Source organism: Mesorhizobium sp. 131-3-5, from assembly GCF_016756575.1.
Taxonomy (GTDB): Bacteria; Pseudomonadota; Alphaproteobacteria; order Rhizobiales; family Rhizobiaceae; genus Mesorhizobium; species Mesorhizobium jarvisii.
Genome location: NZ_AP023254.1, coordinates 3527809 through 3546719, shown reverse-complemented (window position 1 = coordinate 3546719; position 18911 = coordinate 3527809). Strand labels below are relative to the sequence as shown.

Genomic DNA, 18911 nt, shown 5'->3' with positions numbered 1-18911 from the left:
ATCCTCCTCATTGCCGCATCGCCCTGCCCGAGGCATCGTAGGGCGACGCCGCGATGACGCGAGCCGGCCGTTCGACGCCGACAATGTGCACCGAAAGCGCCGTCCCCTCCTCGGCGAAATCGCCGTCGACCAACGCCAGCGCGACGCTCTTGCCGATCGTGTAGCCAAAGCCACCCGAAGTGACGAAGCCGACGCGCCGGCCGTCGCGCCAGACCGGCTCGAAGCCGCTGGCGTCGGCATCGACGGCGTCGACCTCCAGCGTCACGATCCGTTGCGCCACCCCAACGTTGCGCTCCTTCAGCGCCGCCTCGCGGCCGACGAACTCGCCCTTGTCGAAGGCAATGAACCGGTCGAGGCCGGTCTGGCCTGGCATGTAGCCCTGCGTGAATTCGCGCGACCAGATGCCGAAGCTTTTCTCCAGTCGCAGCGCATTCAGCGCGTAGTAGCCGATCTCGGCCAGGCCGAGATCCTCGCCGGCGGCGAGCAGTGTCTCACGCAACGTCGCATGCGTGGTTACCGGGCAGTTGATCTCGAAGCCCAGCTCGCCCGCGATGGAGAGGCGGGCAACCCGCGCCTGCACCATGCCGATGTCGAACGCGCCGCAGGCCATGAAGGGCAGTGCCGCGCCGCACACATCCTGATGCGTGGTGCGTTCCAGGATTTTGCGCGCATTTGGCCCGGTCAGCAGGAAGCCGCCCGTCGCGTCCGAGATGTCGGTGACCGTGACGCCCTCTCCTGCCTGTCTCTCGAACCAGCGCATGTGGAATTCCCTGAGATAGTAGGAGCCCATCAGCCAATAGTCGCCGTCGGGCCAGTTGATCACGGTGAGGTCGCCCTTCAGCCGCCCGTCCGGCCCGAGCATCGGCGCCAGCCGCGCCTGTCCCGCCTTCGGCAGCCTGCAGGCCAGCAGCCGGTCGAGCCATGCCTGTGCACTTGGCCCCGACACGGAATAGCGCGCATAGGCCGAGATATCGACGAGACCGGCGGTGCGCCGGACCTGCAGCGCTTCATCGCCGACGATGTCGAAGGCGTTGGAGCGCTTGAGCGTGGTGTTCTCGCGAAAGCCCATCGGTGCGAAATAGGCCGGGATTTCCAGCCCCCACGACGCCGTCCATTCGCAGCCCGCCGCACTCATCCCGTCATAGGCGCCGGGGCGTTTCAAGGGCCGGCCCGCCGGCAGCCGCTCATTGGGGAAAGTCATGACGAAACGGCGCGCATAGAATTGCCGCGTCGTTTGTCTGAGATATTCGCGGTTGGCGGCGAAGGCGCCGTAGCGGGCAATGTCCATGCCGAAAATGTCGGCCTGCGGCTCGCCGTGGATCATCCATTCGGCCAGCGATTTGCCGACACCGCCGCCTTGGCTGAAGCCGGCCATGACGCCGCAGGCGACCCAGTAGTTTTTCAGGCCGCGCACCGGTCCGACGATCGGATTGCCGTCGGGGGTAAAGGTGAAAGCGCCGTTGACCCATTTGCGGACGCCGGCGCTCGCCAGGCAGGGAAAGCGCTCATGCGCCTTGGCGAGTTCGGGGCTGATGCGGTCTATGTCCTCCGGGATCAGCTCGATGCCGTAGTCCCATGGCGCGCCGTCCATGTTCCAATGCTTGGGGTTCTGCTCGTAGACGCCGAGCAGCACGCCTTTGCGCTCCTGGCGCAGGTAGGAAAAGCCGTCGAGATCGACCGCAAGGCCAAGCTCCCGGTCGAGAGCGGCGATCTCGGGAATGTCCTCGGTGACGAAATAATGGTGCTCCATCGGCGTCACCGGCAGGTCGACGCCGGCCATGCGGCCGAGCTGCTTTGCCCACAGCCCGCCGGCGTTGACGACATGCTCGGCGATGATGGTGCCCTGCTCCGTGACGACGTCCCAATGGCCGTCCGCGCGAGACTTCAACTCGGCGACACGGTTGCGCAGGATCACGTCGGCGCCGCGCTTCTTGGCGGCACCCGCATAGGCATGCGTCGTGCCATAGGGGTCGAGATGACCCTCATTGGCATCGTAGAGACCACCGAGCACGCCAGTGACGTCGACAATCGGACAGATTTCCTTGATTTCGTCGGGCGTCACCAGCCGGGCGGTTTCGATGCCGACCGACTGGAACACCGCCCATGCCGATTTCAGCCATTCCCAGCGCTGGGGATCGCTGGCCATGTTGACGCCGCCGGTCATGTGCAAGCCGATATCCCGGCCGGATTCGGCCTCGATCTCGCGATAGAGCTTGATGGTGTAATCCTGCAGCGCCGCGACGTTGGGATCAGCGTTGAGCGCATGAAACCCGGCAGCCGCATGCCAGGTCGAGCCGGCCGTCAGTTCCGCACGTTCGATCAGCGCCACATCGGACCAGCCGAACCGCGTCAGGTGGTAGAGCACCGAGGCGCCGACCACCCCGCCCCCGATGACGACTGCACGGTAGTGCGACTTCAAGGCTTCCCTCCCAATGCGTCCGAGGCAGCAACATATACGCACTAGACATAAGTGTCCAGTACTGCACTTGCGCATCCGAGCGGGTGTTTTTTCGGCCGGCGAACACGCCGGCGGGCAGGCATGCCGCACTGTCACGCAAGCATCATGTTCGCGCCGTAGACCGCTTTCGGGGGGCGGCGCGCGGCATCATCGATGTACCGCCTCTTTCAGCTTTTCGGCCGCCCCGGCACATCTTTCACAAAGAGGATCATCCATGAAACACCTGCACCGAACCGCCTCGCTCGGGATCGCGCTGGCCTTGTTCACCGCTCTCACGCCGGCGCTCGCCGACAGCACCACGACAGCAGGCGGCCTCGTCAACAAGGGCCTGGTCGGCGTCGGCCGCATCCCTGCCGCACAGCGCGACAAATTCGGCGAGACGTTCGGCTCGGGTTCCGGCATGGCGATCGACACATCGAGCTGGACGCATGATGCGGGCACCTACAAGGGGTCGCTCTGGCTGCTGCCGGATCGCGGCTACAATGTCGCCGGCACCACCGACTACCGGCCGCGCCTCAACACGATCGGCATCGAGTTCACGCCGGCAGCAGCAGGCTCCGCTGGCCAGGAACAGAACGAAGTCAAGGCGACGCTCACCGACACCATGCTGCTCACCGACGACAAGGGCGCCAATGCCACCGGGCTCGACCCGCTGTCGGATGTGCGCGCCGCCACCGGCGACATGCCGATGCTGCCCGCCGCCACCAATGGCAAGCTCGCCCTCGACAACGAGGCGATCGTGCGGCTGCCCAACGGCTCGATGTTCATCTCCGACGAATATGGCCCCAACATCTACCGCTTCTCGGCGCAGGGCCGTCTGCTGTCGGCGACACAGCCGCCGGCGGCGCTGGTGCCGATGCGCAAGGGCGCGCCGAACTTCTCCTCGGACAATCCTGGCCCCGGTGCCGCCGAGCCCGACCCGAAGGATCCCGAGACCGGCCGCCAGAACAACCAGGGCCTGGAAGGCATGGCGATGACGCCGGACGGCAAGTTCCTGATCGCCGTGCTGCAGTCGGCGACGCGGCAGGATGGCGGCGATTCAGGTTCGACCCGGCAAAACACCAGGGCGCTGGTCTATGACGCCTCCGACCTCGCCCGTCTGAAGCTGGCGCACGAATATGTCGTGCCGCTGCCGGTGTTCAAGGACGCCAAGGGCAAGACCAAGGTCGCCGCGCAAAGCGAGATCGTGGCGCTGTCGGACACGGCGTTCCTGATGCTTGCGCGTGACAGCGGCAACGGCCAGGGCGTCAAGGGCGACACCTCGCTTCTGCGCCAGATCTTCGTCGTCGACGTTTCGGCCGCGACCGACATCACAGGCGGCCCTTTCGACGCCGCCGACAGGCCGGTCGCACCCAAGGGCGTGCTCGATCCGTCGGTGACGCCGGCCAGACTGACGCCGTTCATCGACATCAACGACAATGCGCAGCTCAATCGCTTCGGCCTGCACAATGGCGCACCGAACGACCACAACAACCTGTCCGAGAAATGGGAAGCGATGTCGCTGGCCAGCGTGCTCGATCCGAAGCTGCCTGACGACTATTTCCTGTTCGTCGCCAATGACAACGACTTCCTTGCCCAGGACGGCTTCCAGGTCGGCGCGCCCTACAAGGCCGATGACGGCACCAATGTCGACACCATGTTCCTGGTCTATCAGGTCACGCTGCCGGGTCTGGCCAAGAAGTAATCAGCGCGATCCAGGCGGACGCGCTTGGCGCGTCCGCCTGAGTTATTCCGATCGAACCGTCGATCGTGGAGGTACTTACTTCAAGAACTCGGCATCCTTCGGCACGCCGGCGTCGATCGGCTCGGCCGTCCTGCTCGACACGGCCATGATCTTGCCGGCAGCCGACAGGTTGGGCCGCACGAAGACCTGCGCGGGACCGTTGACGCGGCTGTAGAGGTCGATGATGTCCTGGTTCATGAAGCGCACACAGCCCGACGATGCGTTCTTGCCGATGGAGTCCCACTCCGGTGTGCCGTGCAGCCGGTACATCGTGTCCTTGCCGTCGCGGAACAGGTAGAGCGCGCGTGCGCCGAGCGGGCTCTGCGGGCCTGGCGGCATGCCGTCCTTGAATTTCGCCAGTTCCGGCCGGCGCTGGATCATTTCCGGCGGCGGCGTCCACACCGGCCATTTCTTCCGTGCCTGAACCACGGCGCTGCCGGTCCAGCCGAAACCGGCCTTCCCTAAGCTGACGCCGTAGCGGATGGCCTTGCCGCCGTCGCGCACCAGATAGAGGAAGTGCTCGGAGACATCGACGACGATGGTGCCGGGCTTTTCGCCGGTCGGGTCGACCACGATCTGGCGCACGAACTTCGGATCGAGCTTGGCCAACGGGATCGCCGGCAGTTGATAGCCCTCGTCGGTGCGCGCCGCGTACATGGTCGCGGTGTCGCCGAACGCCGTGTCGGGTGGCGCCGCGGCCACCGGCGGCGGCGGCGTCACCACCTCGGTCGTCGTACATGCCGAAAGAGCCATCGAGGCCGCGCCCAAGGCGGACGCACCGAGAAACGCGCGCCGGTTCAGGCGCTCGGAAAACAGCGGACTATCGGACATGATCCCCCCGGCTATTCACAAGATACAGGAATGCGGGCCCCACGCCCCAGGGGATCAATAGCCCATTCCGGGGGTTTTGAGAACATGATTAGATCAAGGGGCGCCAGCAGACCTTTCCGACACCGCATCGACCTGCCCCGTTGAATCGGCAATGATGGTGGGGCCAGATCACCTTTGCCGAGTTGCCAGCCATGGACGAAAAAATGCCCCCGCGCCGGCGCACCGGCGACCTGACCAGCGGCCCGATCCCGCGCACGCTGCTGCTGTTTGCCTTGCCGGTGCTGGGTTCCAACGTGCTGCAGTCGCTCAACGGGTCGATCAATGCCGTCTGGGTCGGCCGCTTTCTGGGCGAATCGGCGCTGACCGCCACATCCAACGCCAACCTCGTCCTGTTCCTGATCCTGGGCACCGTGTTCGGCATCGGCATGGCCGCCACCATCCTGGTGGCGCAGTCGGTCGGCGCCCGCGACCTGCCCGAGGCGCGCCGCATCGTCGGCACCAGCGCCACCTTCTTCTTCTTCATTTCGGTGGTCTTCGCCGTCTGCGGCTGGATCTGGGTAAATGCTATCCTGGGCATGCTCGGCACACCTGCGGACGCCTTGCCGCTGGCGCGTTCCTATCTGCGCATCATCTTCGTCGCCGTGCCGATGATGAACCTTCTGTCCTTCGTCATGACCGTACTGCGTGGCGCGGGCGATTCACGCACGCCCTTCATCTTCATGGCGCTGGCGGTCGTCCTCGACATCGTGCTCAACCCGCTGCTGATCCGCGGCATCGGCCCCTTCCCCGAACTTGGCATCGCCGGTTCCGCCACCGCGACGCTGATCGGCCAGACGGTGGGCGTGATTGCCATCCTTGTCGTGCTCTATGCCCGCAAGCACCCGCTGCGGCTGGCCGGCGCCAATCTCGCCCTGCTGTGGCCCGACCCTGGCTTGCTGCGCGTCGTCGTCTTCAAGGGCGTGCCGATGGGCCTGCAGATGATCGTCATTTCGGCGGCGGCCCTGACGGTGATGGGCATCGTCAACTCCTACGGGTCGCAGGTCGCCGCCGCCTACGGCATCGCGGCGCAGCTGTGGACCTACATCCAGATGCCGGCGCTGGCCATCGGAGCCGCGGTCTCCTCCATGGCTGCGCAGAATGTCGGCGCCGGCCGCTGGGACCGGATCGGCCGCGTCGCCGCCTCCGGCGTCGGCTTCAACCTCGTCCTGACCGGCGCCCTGGTCGCGCTGCTGTGGCTCTTCGACCGCCCGATCCTCGGCCTGTTCCTGAGCAGCGACAGCGCGGCGATCGACATCGCCGCGCACATCAATTCTGCCGCATCCTGGTCGTTCATCCTGTTCGGCATCACCATCGTGCTGTTCGCCACCGTGCGCGCCACCGGAGCGGTGATGCCGCCGCTGATCATCCTGGTGATTTCGGTGCTCATCGTGCGCACCGGCTTTGCCTATTTCATGCGCGGCGTGATCGGCGAGGAAGCGCTGTGGTGGAGTTTCCCGGCAGGCTCGATCACCTCGCTGGTGCTGGCCGCGGCCTACTACCGTTTCGGCGGCTGGCGCACATTGCACATGATCGAGAACAGGCCGGCCGCCGGCGAGCCGCCCGACACCGGGCTCGGTGTGCCACGAGGGCGCGCCAACATGGCGCCCGAGACGCCGAACGGCTGAGGCGAGCCCGCTTTGTCTCAATGTCTGTGTTTTAGCTCAAAGCCCAGCGCCACCAGCGCAAAGACGATGATCATGCCGGCAAATGCCAGGCTTGCCGCGACAGCCCTGACGTAGGTCGAGACGATGCCGACGCCGCGGACGGGTAAGGCATTGCCGACAAAGCAGCCACCGGCGCGCTGGTTTTCCCAGACATAGTTGAGGAATTTCCCGAGCGCCGTTTATTGGCCCGGGAACTTGCGCTAACAGTTTACTGTCTTTCGACAAATTCGCTTGTAGGCGGGGATCATGGGCAAAGGCAGGGTCGAGGCATTCACCGACGGCGTCGTGGCCATCATCATCACCATCATGGTCCTCGAACTGAAAGTGCCGCATGGCGAGGATGTTTCCGCCTTGTGGCCGTTGTGGCCGGTCTTCTTCAGCTACGTGCTGTCCTTCATCAATGTCGGCATCTACTGGAACAATCTGCACAACATGTTTCACACCGTACAACGCGTCGACGGCCGGGTGCTTTGGGCAAACCTCCATCTGTTGTTCTGGCTGTCGCTGATGCCGGTAACGACCGCCTTCATGGGCGAGAATCATTTCGCCACGGTTCCGGTCGCTGTCTATGGCGCCGATCTCGCTCTATGCGCGATCGCTTACACTATTCTGGCATCCGCGCTGCATCGCCTGCACGGCAACGACACCGCCTTCGCCAAGGCGCTGGGCAACGACCGCAAGGGCAAGCTCTCGCTGGCCGTCTACATCGCGGCCGTCCTGCTGACCTTCGTCAATCAGTGGATCGGCGTCGCGCTTTATGTGCTGGTCGCGACGATCTGGCTCGTGCCGGATACGCGCTTCGCGCGGGTGATCGAAAAGTAGCGCTGTTTGCCTGACTCGATTCCCCGGGGGAAAATGCTACGCGCTTTCCCCGGGAAAACCGCTTCACACCTTTCCTGGAATTGCTCTATTTACGCATCGCCTTCAGCTTTTCCGCCACCGACGCCGCAAGGTCGGCATAGCGCTCCTCCAGCCTTTCGGCTGCCTTGATGATCGAGAAATCATGGCCGAATTTCTCCAACGCCATGCGCAGCTTCTCGACGAACTCGGCCTGTTTTTCCAGCGCGGCAAACAGTGTCTTCACCTGGGCTTCGCTGATATCGGGGTTGGCGAGCATCTGCGGCACCTCGCGCCCCATCTGGTCGCCGGTGGCGGTCTGCTCTTTCAGAATTGCGATCCAGTCCGTCAATCGAAAATCTCCATTTGTGGGGCAGCATGCGCGGTCGCGGCCCGACTGGTCAACCCGAACACGTGCTGACGAAGGCTTGCGCAAGCGCGTTCCGGCGCTAAGTTCGGCGCCATCGAAAAAAGGATGCTGTTGCTCATGATCACCGACGCTGAAATCCAGAGCGCCCTGCCCGCGCTTGGCCCCGGCAATACCGCCGTCATCACCGGCGCCGCCAGCGGCATCGGTCTGGCAGCCGCAAAGCGGCTTGCGCTTATGGGCATGAAGATCGTGCTCGCAGACATCGGTGGCGCGCGCCTTGACGATGCCTCCCGCGCCGTCTCTGCCATTGCCGGCGACGATGCCGTGCTTGCCGTCGCCGCAGATGTTTCGAAGGCCGATGAGGTCGATCGTCTCGCCGACCGCGCATTCGGCGCCTTCGGCGAGGTCTCGCTGCTGATGAACAATGCCGGCGTCGGCGACAATCCGGGAAAACCCTGGGAAAACCGCGATGGCTGGAAACGGCTGCTCGACATTAATTTCTGGGGTGTCGTGCATGGCGTCGAAGCCTTCGCGCCGCGCATGCTGGCGTCGGCCAAGCCGGGCCTGATCATCAACACCGGTTCCAAGCAAGGCATCACCACGCCGCCCGGCAACCTCGCCTACAATGTCTCCAAGGCCGGCGTGAAGACGTTCACCGAAGGCCTGGCGCATGCGCTGCGCAACGAACCGGGCGACCGAATGTCGGCGCATCTGCTCATCCCCGGCTTCACTTATACCGGCCTCACCGAAGGGGCGACGGAAAAGCCGGCCGGCGCCTGGACCGGCGAACAGGTCATTGATTTCATGCTGGAATCCCTGGTCAGGGGCGACTTCTACATCCTGTGCCCGGACAATGACGTAGCGCGGCCGCTGGACGAGAAGCGCATGGCCTGGGCGATCGGCGACATCATCGAAAACCGCCCGGCCCTGTCGCGCTGGCACCCCGATCACAAGGATGCGTTCGCGGACTTCATCAAAGGCTGATCCGAAAGCCCTCAAGCCGCGTGCTTTTTCGGAGCTCGCTTTTGCGCCACAGCCTTCTTGGCGGCCATGGCGGCGATTTTTTCGTCATGCCGCCGTGCCGCCCGCTCACACTTGTCACGGATTTCCTCGACTTCGGATTCCGTGAGGTGCTCGATGCCGATGAAATTGTTATGGCCCTCGCTGACCCGGATCAACTCATCGAGCTTGGCCTGGATCGCCGCGCCATCGCGGTTCTGGGTATTCTGGATCAGGAACACCATCAGGAAAGTGATGATGGTCGTGCCGGTGTTGATCACCAATTGCCAGGTGTCCGAGAAGCCGAAGAACGGCCCGCTCACCGCCCAGACGACGACAATCACACAGCAGCCCGCAAAGGTCAGCGGCAGGCCGGTTATATGGGCGACCCAGTTGGCGATCCTGGTGAAGAGCTTTTCCATCTGTCGAGAACCCTCAATGGCTGCGCCGATGAGAAACAACCGGTAGCCGTCTTGGGTTCCCGCCGGCAGCAAATACATCGGATGCAATTGGGCACACGCAAAGCGGGCACTCGACGGAAAACGCATCTTATCGGTTCAATGTCATAGTAACGATGCAGGCAAAAGCGCCTGTTCGTTCCGCTCCACAGCGGTTTACCTCCGGCCCCTTCCGCCGCGCCACCCCCGCATGGCGGAAGGGGCTTCAGTACCGAAAGCGGCGACCGGTACACGGACAGGCGGACGCCCCATTTCCGGCAGCTCGCCCACCAGCGCCGCTCTCGGTCTGCTGATGGCCTGCGCGCCCTAGACGACGTCGTTTTCCCAACGATCGAGGAAGGCCTCGATCGGCATGGACTGGATGTCGGGAACCGCCCTGGCGAGTTTCTCGACCGGCCAGTCCCACCAGGCGAGGGCTTCGATCCGCGCCGCTATGTCGGGAGCAAAGCGCGAGCGGAGCGGCTTTGCCGGCACGCCGGCGACGATCATGTAGGGCGGCACATCCTGCGTCACCACCGCATTGGCGCCAACGACCGCGCCATTGCCGATCGCGATGCCGGGCATGATCACCGCGCCGTGGCCGATCCAGACGTCGTGGCCGATGGTCACGGCCTTCGCTTGCCGCCGCGCGCGGAACGCCGCATCGACGCCCAGCCAGCGGAAATATTCGTTCGGCCGGTAGCTGACCTTGTGCTGGGTCAGTCGCTCGATCGGATGCTCCAGCGCGTTGATGCGGCTGTTGGCGGCAATCGAGCAGAATTTGCCGATACTCGTATAGATCGCCTCGGCATGGCGCTCGAAATAGGAGAAGTCCCCGACGCTCACCTCGCGCAGCACCACCCGTTCACCGATCGAGGCGTAGCGGCCGAGCTTGCACGCCTTCAGCTCCGCGGTCGGATGGATGCGCGGCTCGGGATCTTTCAGGACGAGGTTTTCGGTGCGGTCCATGCGGCGCTTTACTTCAGGGCAATTGCTCCCGCAAGGCAGGAGCAATTGCTCGCGGTGCCAATCAGCACAAAAAGACGCCCATCCGCCTATTTCGGCTTGCCCTTGCTCCACACCACGTTCTGGCCATAGAGCGGCACTGTGGTGACCGACATCTTGGCCGAGCCGTTCTGCACCTGACGCGAATGCGAGAGATAGATCAGCGTCTCGTTGGTCTTGTCGTAGATGCGGTTCACCACCTGCTTCTTCCAGATCAGGCTGAGGCCCTGCTTGAACACCTCCTCGCCGCCCTCGCTCATGTCGATGTCGCCGATGGTGATCGGGCCGGTCTGACGGCAGGAGATCGACGAATCGGAGGGATCCTCAAACCAGTTGCCCTTGTGCAGGCGGTCGATGATGCTGCGGTCGAAATAGGAGACATGGCAGGTCACGCCATCCACCTTGGGATCCTTGATCGCTTCGACGATGATGTCATTGCCGACCCAGTCGACGCCGACCTTGCCGACTTCCTCGGCGACCGCGCTGCCTGCGCCAAGAACGACGCACGCGGCCAAGGCGCCGCCGATCAGTTTTCGCCCAATCCGTTCGCGCCCAACCAGTTCGAGCAAAGGAGCCTCCTGCGGTTCGAGTTGCCGGTATCAGGTGGGACGCGGCGTGCGGCTTTGCAAGCGGATGCGTCAACACCACCACGGTTGCGGCATCGCGGCACTTTGCCTGCGCAGGGCCAAACCGCTAAGAGACTGTTTCGAAATTCGCTCTGGCGAGTCATATGGTGGTGGTTTCGACACCGTAGCGCAGTGGACATATGGTCCGTGAGCTCAGTTCTACTGCATGCAGTAAGAACTGAGAAGCGCAGAAAACGCCATCAGATGGCCGCCAGAGTAGAATTTCCAAACAGGGCTCCAAGACTGTCGCACCGGCGCGGCATCGAGCCGGCGCGATGATTTCTGCGGACGGACTTTTGTGATGATGCGTTCTATCCTGGTCGGCATTCTCGTCCTGATGACAGCCGGCATCGGCTGGCTGACCTTCGACTGGTACCGCGGCCATTATGGCGGCGAACCGTTCGGAGCGCCCTTCACCCTCGTCGACCAGAAAGGCGCGCCGATCACCGAAGCCGCCTTCCGGGGGCAGCCCAGCGTCGTCTTCTTCGGCTTCACCCACTGCCCCGAAGTCTGCCCGACGACGCTGTTCGAACTCTCCGGCTGGCTGAAGACGCTCGGCGACGACGGCAAGACCTTGCATGCCTATTTCGTCTCGGTCGACCCGGAGCGTGACACGCCGGCGGTGATGAACGCCTATGTCAGCAATTTCTCCGACCGCATCACCGGCATCACCGGCGACCCGGACAAGGTCCATGCCATGGCCAAGTCGTTCGGCATCTACTGGAAGAAGGTCGACACGGGCGACGGCGACTACACGATGGACCACACCGCCTCGGTGCTGCTGCTCAACTCCAAGGGCGACTTTGCCGGCACGATCGCCTATGGCGAAAGCGCCGGCACCGCCGTGGAGAAGCTGAAGCGCCTCGCGGCCAAGGGTTGATAAGTATCCATATGACCCAGACGCGGCTGCATTTCACCACCGGCAAGATCGAGGCTGAGCGCATCTTCGCGGCGCTCGAACTGGCTTTCGAGGATGAGGGCCTGCCGATCGCCGTGCTCGAGGTCGACGAAGACCAGGACATCCACGAAGTTTCGCTCTATGCCGATGGCGACGTCGATGCGATTGAAGCGCGGGTGAAGGACATTCTCGCCGGGCTTGCTCTGTCGAAGCCGGTCGAGCGCGAAGGGCTGCCCGACATCGACTGGGTGGCGCGCTCGCTGGAGGGCCTGAAGCCGGTGCGCGCCGGCCGTTTCTTCGTCCACGGCGCGCATGACCGCAGGAAGCGCCACAGCGGCGAACTCGCCATCGAGATCGAGGCCGGCCTTGCCTTCGGCACCGGCCATCACGGCACCACATCAGGCTGCCTGGAAATGCTGGAGAAAGTGGTGCGGCGCGAGCACCCGCGCAATGCGCTCGACCTCGGCACCGGCAGTGCCGTGCTGGCGATCGCCGTCGCCAAGCTGGCGCATATTCCGGTGCTCGCCACCGACATCGACCCGGTGGCGGTGAGGGTCGCCGCCGCCAATGCGCGGCTCAATCACGTCAAGGCGCTCATCGAAACGGTCACCGCACCGGGCTTCCACCATCCGATCTTCGGCAAGCGTACCCCCTTCGATCTGATCGTCGCCAACATATTGGCGCGGCCGCTGATGCGGCTGGCGCCGCAAATGGCCGTGCACATCGCACTTGGCGGCTCGATCGTCCTGTCAGGCATTCTCGAGCGCCAGCGCGACGCCGTCATCTCGGCCTATGTCGGCCAGAATTTCCGGCACGTGCGCACCTTGCACCGCGAAGGCTGGGTGACGATCCACCTCAAGCGCTGAGACCGGCAAGGCAACTGCCGATCCTCGACAGTCCCAACACCTAGAACTTGATGCGCCGTGGCATGGATTTCGCCGGAAAGCTGATCGTGCCGCGGCTGGACCAGCCCCATCTGGTTGTCAGCCAGCCGGCGCTGTAGCAGGTTGCGCCAACTGGAAATCGATTCCGATTTCCGGACCCATAGGCTACGGTCACGCCGACATCAGGAGGCCCATCATGTTCCAGACCTTCGATTCCGCGGGCGAGCCTTCGGTTGGCAAGCCGCGCGTGGCGCTGCTGCGCCAATGGCTTGCCGCCAATGGCCTAGACGGTTTTATCGTCCCGCGCGCCGACGAACATCAGGGCGAATATGTCGCCGATCGTTCGGCACGGCTGAAATGGCTGACCGGCTTCAGCGGCTCGGCCGGCGTCGCCATCGTGCTGCGCGACCGCGCCTTCATCTTCGTCGACGGGCGCTATACGCTGCAGGTGCGCAGCGAGGTCGATCTCGACATTTTTTCGGTCGAAAGCCTGGTCGACAACCCGCCCGCCGTCTGGCTCAAGGACAATATAGGCAAGGGCGCGCGGCTGGGCTTCGATCCATGGCTGCACACGATCAGCGAGGTCAAGGCGCTGCAGACCTCGGCCGACAAGACCGGCGCGGTGCTGGTGCCGCTCGAGAAAAACCCGATAGACATCATCTGGAAGGACCAGCCGGCGGCGCCGGTGACGCCGGTCGAGCTGCACCCGATCGGCTTTGCCGGCGAACTCGCCAAGGACAAGCTGGCGCGGCTGGCGACAGCGATCGGCAAGGACGGCGCCACCCATGCGGTGCTGACCGACCCCTCCTCCATCGCCTGGGCCTTCAACATCCGAGGCGGCGACGTGCCGCACACGCCGCTGGCGCTCGGCTTCGCCATCCTCGCAGCGGATGGGTCGCACCAGCTGTTCATGGACAGCCGCAAATTCTCGCGCCAGGTCGCGGCCTATCTCACCCAGCTCGCCGATCCGCACGAGCCCGGCGAATTCGAAGCGGCGATCGTGGCGCTTGCCAAGGGCGGCGCCAAGATCGCACTCGACCCGGTCCTGGCGGCCGACCGGCTGCGCATACTGGTCGAGGACAATGGCGGCACGGTGGTTGCCGCGCCCGATCCTGCCCGCATTCCGCGTGCCACCAAGAACCAGGCCGAGATCAACGGCTCGCGCGCCGCGCACCGTCGTGACGGCGCGGCGGTGGCCAAGCTTCTGTGCTGGCTGGAGCGGCAAAAACCCGGCTCGCTCGACGAGATCGCGGTCGTCACCAGGCTGGAGGAGAGCCGCAGGCAGACCGGCGAGGAAACGCAGATGCCGCTGCGCGACGTGTCCTTCGACACCATTTCCGGCGCTGGCCCGAACGGCGCCATCATGCACTACCGCGTGTCGCGCGCCACCAGCCGCAAGCTGCAGGCGGGCGAGTTGTTCCTGCTCGATTCCGGCGCGCAATATCAGGACGGCACCACCGACATCACCCGCACCGTGCCGATCGGCCAGCCGACCGAGGAAATGCGCGAACGCTTCACGCTGGTGCTGAAAGGCATGATCGGTATTTCCACGCTGCGCTTCCCCGCCGGCACGCGCGGCTCGGAGATCGACGCCATTGCCCGCATGGCGCTGTGGAAGCATGGTTGCGATTTCGCTCACGGCACCGGCCATGGCGTCGGCTCGTACCTCGCCGTGCATGAAGGCCCGCAGCGCATTGCCCGCACCGGCACCGAAAAGCTGCTCGAAGGCATGATGCTGTCCAACGAACCCGGCTATTACAAGGAAGGCGCTTACGGCATCCGCATCGAAAACCTGATCCTCGTGACGCCGGCCGAACAGATCGAGGGCGGCGACATCGCCATGCACGGCTTCGAGACGCTGACGCTGGCGCCGATCGACATCAGGCTGGTGCGGTCAGAGCTGCTGACGCGCGAGGAGCTGCATTGGCTAGACGCCTACCATGCCCGCGTGCTGGCCGAGATCGGACCGATGCTCGACGGCGAGACGCTGGCCTGGCTTGAGAAGGCGACGGCACCGCTGCCGCATGATGCGAAGATTTGAATCTAGCTTGGTAAGTCAGCGATTTAAATCGATGGCACTCGCAGAATTCTATCCCACGAACTGCCGAGCCACGATCAACACTGCCGCGCCCGCCAGAAACATCGCCATCAGGCCGCCGCGCAGCGAGACCACGGCGGTGACGACCAATGCCGCCCATTCGGCCGGTCCGGCATTCAGCAGCTCCGGCGCCACCAGCGTCGTCAGCACCGCCGCCGGCACGGCGTTGAGGCCGGCCTCGACGCGTGGATGGATGTTGTCGAAGCGGGAGATGACCAGATGCCCGCCGATTCGCGTGAGATAGGTGGCGACCGCGCCGGCGATGATGATCCAGAAAGTCGTGCTCATGGCCTTGTCTCCACGCCGCTATGGTGCGGTGGCAGGATGACGGCGAGCAGCACGCCGGCAATGGCGCCGATCGAGACGTGCCAGGGCGAGCCGACCGTCTTGTAGGCGATGATCGAGGCGCACGCACTGGCGATAACCACCGGCAGCCACAGCGGCCGCTTGCGGAAGCCCATCACCAGGCCGAGGAAATAGATCGGCAGCAGGAAATCGATGCCCAGCGCATGCGTGTCGGGGATGAGCTTGCCAAACACGGCACCCAGCGCGCTTTCGATCACCCAGAACAGATAGACCGGCAGGCCAAGCCCCAGATACCAGGCAAAGCCGACCGTCTGGCCGGACGCCGCCCTCGCCTCGGCCACGGCGAACTGCGGATCGGTGAGGATGAAATAGCCGAGCGCCTGTTGGATGACAGGCCAGTGCGCGATGCGCCGGCCGATGCCGGCGGAGTAGAGCACATGGCGGAAATTGACGGCGAAGATCGACAGCACGATCAGCCACGGCGCGACATGCTGGCCGAACAGCTGGATGCCGACCATCTGGCTGGCGCCGCCATAGACCAGCGCGCTCATCAGAAAGGCTTCGAGGACCGAAAAACCATTGTCGACGGCAAGCGCTCCGAACAGCACCGCGAACGGCGCCGACGCCACGACGACAGGCATGGAGAGTCGCACGCCTTGCCAGAAGTCGCTTCTGCCGCCGCTCTCGGAAATCACGTCCGTCGCCATCGATCGCTCCCAGGGTCGAAACCGCCGATGTAGGTAGTGCAGCCCGCCTTGTCACACGAATTCGCTTGAGCCAAACGATCAGCGGAAATGATCGTCGCCTTGGGTCGAGATGGAACTTAGTCCTTCGCGATTTTGCCCTCGATCGCCCTGCCCCAGTCGAGCAGCGGCTTGGCGCGCATGGTAAAATCGACGAGTTCCTCGACCAGATCCGGCCCGTGGATGCCTGCCGGATCGATGACGTGGCGGACGGCAAAATGCCGATTGCGGATCGCAGCGACAAGATCCTCATCCGTGACGTGCTCGAAGCCCCGCGGCGTGCGTTTCATGGCGTCTTCGGCGCTAAGCTCGAGGCCGTTCTTCTTCAACGCCTTCACCATGGCGCGAAACCTGTCCGGCCACGTCTCGATGGCGCGCCGCATCGCCAGCAGCAACGCGGCCTCCGGCTGCCACCAGGCGACGCCGGCAAAGCAGCCCTCAAGCCCGATATGAATGTAGAACACGCCCTGCACGGCCTTGCTGCCGTCAGGCGACAGGATCGCCGAGACATGCCGGTTGTACGGCCGCTTGTCCTTGGCGAAGCGCACGTCGCGATTGATGCGGAACAGCGACTTCTTGCGATCGCCGCGCAAACCGAGCCCTGCCTCTGCGAAGCGCTGTGTCAGCGTGTCGACCAGATCGCCAAGGGGATCGCGCAATTCCTGTTCGAACAGGTCGCGGGTCTCCAAAAACCACTCCCGGCTCTGGTGGAAATCCAGCGCCTTCAGGAATGGTATGGCCTTTGGGCCGAAGCCTTTGAACGCGGTCACGCCTTGCCGACCCGTTGCAGCCAGGTGTCCTCGTCGATCACCTCGACGCCGAGTTCGCTGGCAAGCTTGAGCTTGGAGCCGGCCCCGGGTCCGGCCACCAGCAGATCGGTCTTGGCCGAAACCGAGCCGGCGACCTTGGCGCCGAGCCGCTCGGCCATCGCCTTGGCTTCCGAGCGGGTCATCTTCTCCAGCGTGCCGGTGAAGACGATGGTCTTGCCCGCGACCTCGCTGTCGGCCGAGACGGTGACGATATAGGGCTTGGGCCTGACCTGTTCGAGCAGCTTGTCGAGCACGTCGTCATTGCGTTCATTGCCGAAGAAATCGCGCAGCGCATCGATCACCGTGTCACCGATGCCGTTGACCGATGGGAATACGGTGTGCGGGTCCTCCGCTGCCGCCGTTTCCTTGCCGACGCGGATCAGTTCCTCGATGGTGGAAAAGGTCTTGGCGAGCACGGCCGCCGTCGTCTCGCCGATATGGCGGATGCCGAGCGCGAAGATAAAGCGATCGAGTTCCGGTTCGCGGCGCGAATCGATGGCCGCGAACAGCTTGTCGAGGCCTTCATAGTTGCGGTCCTCGACGCTGCGCACATTCTTGCGCGTCTTGCCGGACGCCGCCTCGCGCTGCCTGGCCTGCTCCTCGCGCCGCTCGGCCAGCGCCCTGGTGACGGCGGGACGGCGGTCCCTGAGCGTAAAAATATCGGCGGCGGTCTTGATCAGCCCGGCATTGAAGAAGGTGTCGATGTTTTCGGCGCCCAGCCCCTCTATATCGAGCGCCCCGCGCGAGACGAAATGGCGTAATCTTTCCACGGCTTGCGCGGCGCAGATCAGCTCGCCGGTGCAGCGCCGGCGGGAATCTTCCTTGCCGGTCTTCTCGTTGATCTCGCGCGTCGCCGGCGAGCCGCAGACTGGACAGGTATGCGGGAATTCGTAAGGCACGGCATCGGCCGGGCGCTTGTCGATGACGACGCTGACGATCTGCGGAATGACGTCGCCCGCCCGCTGGATCACCACCGTGTCGCCGATGCGCACGTCGATGCCGTCGCGGATCGGCAGGCCGTTGCTGTCGAAACCCTTGATGTAATCCTCATTGTGCAGCGTGACGTTTTCGACCACGACGCCGCCGACGGTGACGGGCGCAAGCCTTGCGACCGGCGCCAGCGTGCCGGTGCGGCCGACCTGGATGTCGATCCTCTGCACGGTCGTCATCGCCTGCTCGGCCGGGAACTTGTGGGCAACCGCCCAGCGCGGCTCGCCGGTGACGAAACCCCAGCGGCGCTGCAGCTCCAGCTGGTCGACCTTGTAGACGACACCATCAATGTCATAGCCGAGCGAGGAGCGCTGCTCCTCGATCAGATGGTAATGCGCGACCAGTTCCTCGACCGACTTCGCCCGCACCATCAAAGGGCTGATCTTGAACCCCCAGTCGGCGAATTTTCGCACCGATTCATACTGGGTCGGCGCCGGATCCGCGGTCGTGAAGCCCCAGGCATAGGCGAAAAACTTGAGATTGCGGCTGGCGGTGACAGAGGCATCCTTCTGGCGCAGCGATCCGGCAGCCGTGTTGCGCGGATTGACGTAATCCTGGCCGCCGGCCGCGGCCGAGCGCGCCTTCAGCGCTTCGAATTCCGCATAAGTCATGTAGACCTCGCCCCGTATCTCGATGACATCAGGCCAGCCCGAGCCTTTCAGCTTCGCGGGAATATCGACGATGGTCCTGAGATTGGCGGTGATGTCCTCACCCACGGTTCCGTCGCCGCGCGTCGCGCCCTGCACGAACACGCCATTCTCATAGCGCAACGAGGCCGACAGGCCGTCGATCTTCGGTTCGGCGGTGAAGGCTATGTCGAGGTCCTTGTCGCGGTCGAAGAAGCGCCGGCCGCGCTCGATGAAATCGGCGACATCCTCGTCTGTATAGGCCTTGGCGAGGCTGAGCATCGGCACGGCATGGCGCACCTTGGCGAAACCCTCGGCCGGCGGCGCGCCCACCCTGCGTGATGGCGAATCCTCGCGCACCAGGTCGGGAAAACGCTGCTCGATGGCAAGGTTGCGCCGCGTCAGCGCATCATAGGCGGCGTCCGAGATTGTCGGCGCGTCCTCGGTATGGTAGCGCCGATCGTGCTCGGCGATCTCCTCCGCCAGGCGCTTCAGCTCGGCTTCAGCCTCGCTTTCGCTGAGCGAATCGACAGGTTTTTCGGCCATGCTTTTCTTCCCCGAACGGTGG

17 protein-coding genes are annotated in these 18911 nt (G+C 64.3%); 7 read left to right on the top strand and 10 right to left on the bottom strand.

The annotated features are described in order from the left end of the window. Positions 1-7: 7 nt before the first annotated feature. Positions 8-2419 (bottom strand): GcvT family protein, encoded by a 2412-nt coding sequence (locus JG747_RS17330; protein ID WP_038647700.1) that lies wholly within the window; start codon positions 2417-2419, stop codon positions 8-10. A 253-nt stretch (positions 2420-2672) separates the two neighbouring features. Here JG747_RS17330 and JG747_RS17325 point away from each other — a divergent pair, with 253 nt between their 5' ends. Then, positions 2673-4142, top strand: a complete 1470-nt coding sequence (locus tag JG747_RS17325; RefSeq protein WP_202359676.1) for an esterase-like activity of phytase family protein — start codon at positions 2673-2675, stop codon at positions 4140-4142. A gap of 75 nt (positions 4143-4217) precedes the next feature. Here JG747_RS17325 and JG747_RS17320 read toward each other — a convergent pair whose 3' ends face one another. Then, positions 4218-5012: a L,D-transpeptidase gene (locus JG747_RS17320; RefSeq protein ID WP_069092477.1), complete on the bottom strand. Its 795-nt coding sequence runs from the start codon at positions 5010-5012 to the stop codon at positions 4218-4220. 191 nt (positions 5013-5203) lie between these two features. On the opposite strand from JG747_RS17320, the gene JG747_RS17315 reads away from it, so the two are divergent. Both JG747_RS17315 and JG747_RS17310 read left to right on the top strand, forming a co-directional pair. Further along, positions 5204-6676, top strand: a complete 1473-nt coding sequence (locus JG747_RS17315) for an MATE family efflux transporter (protein ID WP_019859066.1) — start codon at positions 5204-5206, stop codon at positions 6674-6676. 285 nt (positions 6677-6961) lie between these two features. Next, complete coding sequence (locus tag JG747_RS17310; RefSeq protein ID WP_202359675.1) at positions 6962-7537, top strand: TMEM175 family protein; 576 nt, start codon at positions 6962-6964, stop codon at positions 7535-7537. An 85-nt stretch (positions 7538-7622) separates the two neighbouring features. On the opposite strand, the gene JG747_RS17305 is transcribed toward JG747_RS17310, so the two are convergent. Next, complete coding sequence (locus JG747_RS17305; protein WP_019859068.1) at positions 7623-7904, bottom strand: hypothetical protein; 282 nt, start codon at positions 7902-7904, stop codon at positions 7623-7625. Between the two features lie 135 nt (positions 7905-8039). Between JG747_RS17305 and JG747_RS17300 the strand changes: the two genes are divergently transcribed. Further along, positions 8040-8906: an SDR family NAD(P)-dependent oxidoreductase gene (locus tag JG747_RS17300; RefSeq protein ID WP_027047020.1), complete on the top strand. Its 867-nt coding sequence runs from the start codon at positions 8040-8042 to the stop codon at positions 8904-8906. An 11-nt stretch (positions 8907-8917) separates the two neighbouring features. On the opposite strand, the gene JG747_RS17295 is transcribed toward JG747_RS17300, so the two are convergent. The 3 genes from JG747_RS17295 to JG747_RS17285 form a co-directional block, all read right to left on the bottom strand. Next, on the bottom strand, positions 8918-9343 hold the full coding sequence (locus tag JG747_RS17295; RefSeq protein WP_027047021.1) for a low affinity iron permease family protein: 426 nt from the start codon (positions 9341-9343) through the stop codon (positions 8918-8920). Between the two features lie 342 nt (positions 9344-9685). Beyond that, on the bottom strand, positions 9686-10327 hold the full coding sequence (locus tag JG747_RS17290) for a transferase hexapeptide repeat family protein (protein ID WP_038647706.1): 642 nt from the start codon (positions 10325-10327) through the stop codon (positions 9686-9688). An 86-nt stretch (positions 10328-10413) separates the two neighbouring features. Further along, complete coding sequence (locus JG747_RS17285) at positions 10414-10932, bottom strand: CreA family protein (protein ID WP_019859072.1); 519 nt, start codon at positions 10930-10932, stop codon at positions 10414-10416. Positions 10933-11290: 358 nt separating this feature from the next. On the opposite strand from JG747_RS17285, the gene JG747_RS17280 reads away from it, so the two are divergent. From JG747_RS17280 to JG747_RS17270, 3 genes are all read left to right on the top strand, one after another. After that, a complete protein-coding gene (locus JG747_RS17280; protein WP_202359674.1) occupies positions 11291-11869 on the top strand; it encodes an SCO family protein in 579 nt (192 codons plus the stop codon). 11 nt (positions 11870-11880) lie between these two features. Beyond that, positions 11881-12753: a 50S ribosomal protein L11 methyltransferase gene (locus JG747_RS17275; protein WP_202359673.1), complete on the top strand. Its 873-nt coding sequence runs from the start codon at positions 11881-11883 to the stop codon at positions 12751-12753. Between the two features lie 214 nt (positions 12754-12967). Then, complete coding sequence (locus JG747_RS17270; RefSeq protein WP_202359672.1) at positions 12968-14812, top strand: aminopeptidase P family protein; 1845 nt, start codon at positions 12968-12970, stop codon at positions 14810-14812. 48 nt (positions 14813-14860) lie between these two features. Here the strand turns inward: JG747_RS17270 and JG747_RS17265 are convergent, their stop codons facing one another. The 4 genes from JG747_RS17265 to ligA all read right to left on the bottom strand — a co-directional run bounded on the left by JG747_RS17265 (position 14861) and on the right by ligA (position 18889). Then, positions 14861-15157: an AzlD family protein gene (locus JG747_RS17265; RefSeq protein WP_019859076.1), complete on the bottom strand. Its 297-nt coding sequence runs from the start codon at positions 15155-15157 to the stop codon at positions 14861-14863. Continuing rightward, complete coding sequence (locus JG747_RS17260; protein WP_019859077.1) at positions 15154-15882, bottom strand: AzlC family ABC transporter permease; 729 nt, start codon at positions 15880-15882, stop codon at positions 15154-15156. The genes JG747_RS17265 and JG747_RS17260 overlap by 4 nt, the downstream gene beginning before the upstream one ends. A gap of 116 nt (positions 15883-15998) precedes the next feature. After that, on the bottom strand, positions 15999-16688 hold the full coding sequence (locus JG747_RS17255; protein ID WP_202359671.1) for a DUF2461 domain-containing protein: 690 nt from the start codon (positions 16686-16688) through the stop codon (positions 15999-16001). Beyond that, complete coding sequence (gene ligA / locus JG747_RS17250; protein WP_202359670.1) at positions 16685-18889, bottom strand: NAD-dependent DNA ligase LigA; 2205 nt, start codon at positions 18887-18889, stop codon at positions 16685-16687. The genes JG747_RS17255 and ligA overlap by 4 nt, the downstream gene beginning before the upstream one ends. Positions 18890-18911 lie beyond the last annotated feature (22 nt).